This is a genomic window from Streptomyces sp. NPDC002130, assembly GCF_040296465.1.
Classification (GTDB): domain Bacteria; phylum Actinomycetota; class Actinomycetes; order Streptomycetales; family Streptomycetaceae; genus Streptomyces.
In genome coordinates this window covers 1-1,348 of sequence record NZ_JBEOXI010000899.1, presented here as the reverse complement: position 1 = coordinate 1,348, position 1,348 = coordinate 1, and the positions used below count along the sequence as shown (strand labels likewise).

General features: G+C 66.0%; 1 pseudogene. It reads right to left on the bottom strand.

The features are described 5' to 3' along the window. Window positions 1-515 precede the first annotated feature (515 nt). Window positions 516-1,259, bottom strand: a pseudogene (locus ABT116_RS46775) (aldose epimerase family protein); the annotation flags it as partial. Window positions 1,260-1,348 lie beyond the last annotated feature (89 nt).

The window sequence follows — 1,348 nt, the reverse complement described above, 5'->3', positions numbered from 1 at the left end:
GGCGATCTTCGCATCGTGCTCCCAGCGGGCCCACTCCTGGGCGCCCCAGCCGTTGAACGTCCAGTCGACGGAGGCCAGTCGGCCTCTCCGTGACGATGCCGGGCAAGATCGCAGCACTCGACTATGCCACCGAACGCACACCGCGAGCGGTGACCATCGGCTCGGCGAACACCCTGGTCCGCATCGACGGCGGTTGGCGTGCCGACTGCACGGACGTCGACGGAGTCAGCGGTGCGTTGATCGCCGGCGGCGTCGGCGATCTCAGCGGCACTTCGGCGGTAGTCGTCGGCGCGGGCGGCACCGCGCGGCCGGCATTGGTCGCGTTGGCCGACATGGGAGTTCGGACAGTCACCGTGGTCGCGCGTGATCCGGGGCGAGCATCCGGTGCCATCGAATGCGGCAGTGCTGTCGGGTTCCAACGCCAATGCACGGCCGCGGTCGGGATACCCCTTGTCGTTGGCGGGATCTGCGATGAACGCCTGAATCCATGGGAACTCGCGGTTGGTCCACAGGGCAGTGCCCGTTCCATCCGGCGCGAGCAATTCGTGCTGCGTGCGACCACTGCCGTCGACGACGTCCAATGCGCTGTACGGAGTGTCCAACTGCACCCCGGCAAGCAGTCTCGGTGTCCGGAAGTCGTAGTCCGTACCGGCGACTGCCTGCGAATACGCGTTCGGCAGCATCCTCGCCGGATCGATCGGCAACCGCGTGCCCGCTGCCAGATGCAGAGCACATTCGTCGAGCGGAAAGTCGCCGGCGCGAATGAAGGTGTGCATTCCGAGCCCGAACGGCGACGAGGTCGCCCCCTTGTTGGTGGCCGTGTGAGTGACGGTCAATCCGTCGGCACCGACCTCATAGGCGATCGTCAGCTGCAACGGATAGGGCCAACCCTTGTGAAGTCCCACGTCCACCGACAGTTCGACGCGCTCGTACGTGTGGTCCACAAGGCTCCAATTGCGACGCCGGACGAACCCGTGGCTCGCGTTCCCCAGCGCAGGTTCGGTGATCTCGAGTTGATGCTCGATCCCGTCGAACATGAAGTGCCCGTCGCGAATTCGGTTGGGCCACGGCGCGAGAACCAATCCGGCCGACAGTGGTGGCTTCGATCCGAGTCCCCAGGTCTCGGTCAGCGCACGCCGACCGTTGGGACCCTCGTGATCGAGAAGCCGCAACCCGGCACCGGCCGCGGCGATCTCGGCGCGATAGCCGCCACCCCGGATCTCGAACCCTCCCCTACCCGTGCTGTGCGGCGCAGTCATACGTACCAGTTTCCACCACGAGCGACCGGTTAACCAGGACGTCAGACGGCGCGTCCCACCTTGTAGCGAACGAATGCCGGAAATGCGAG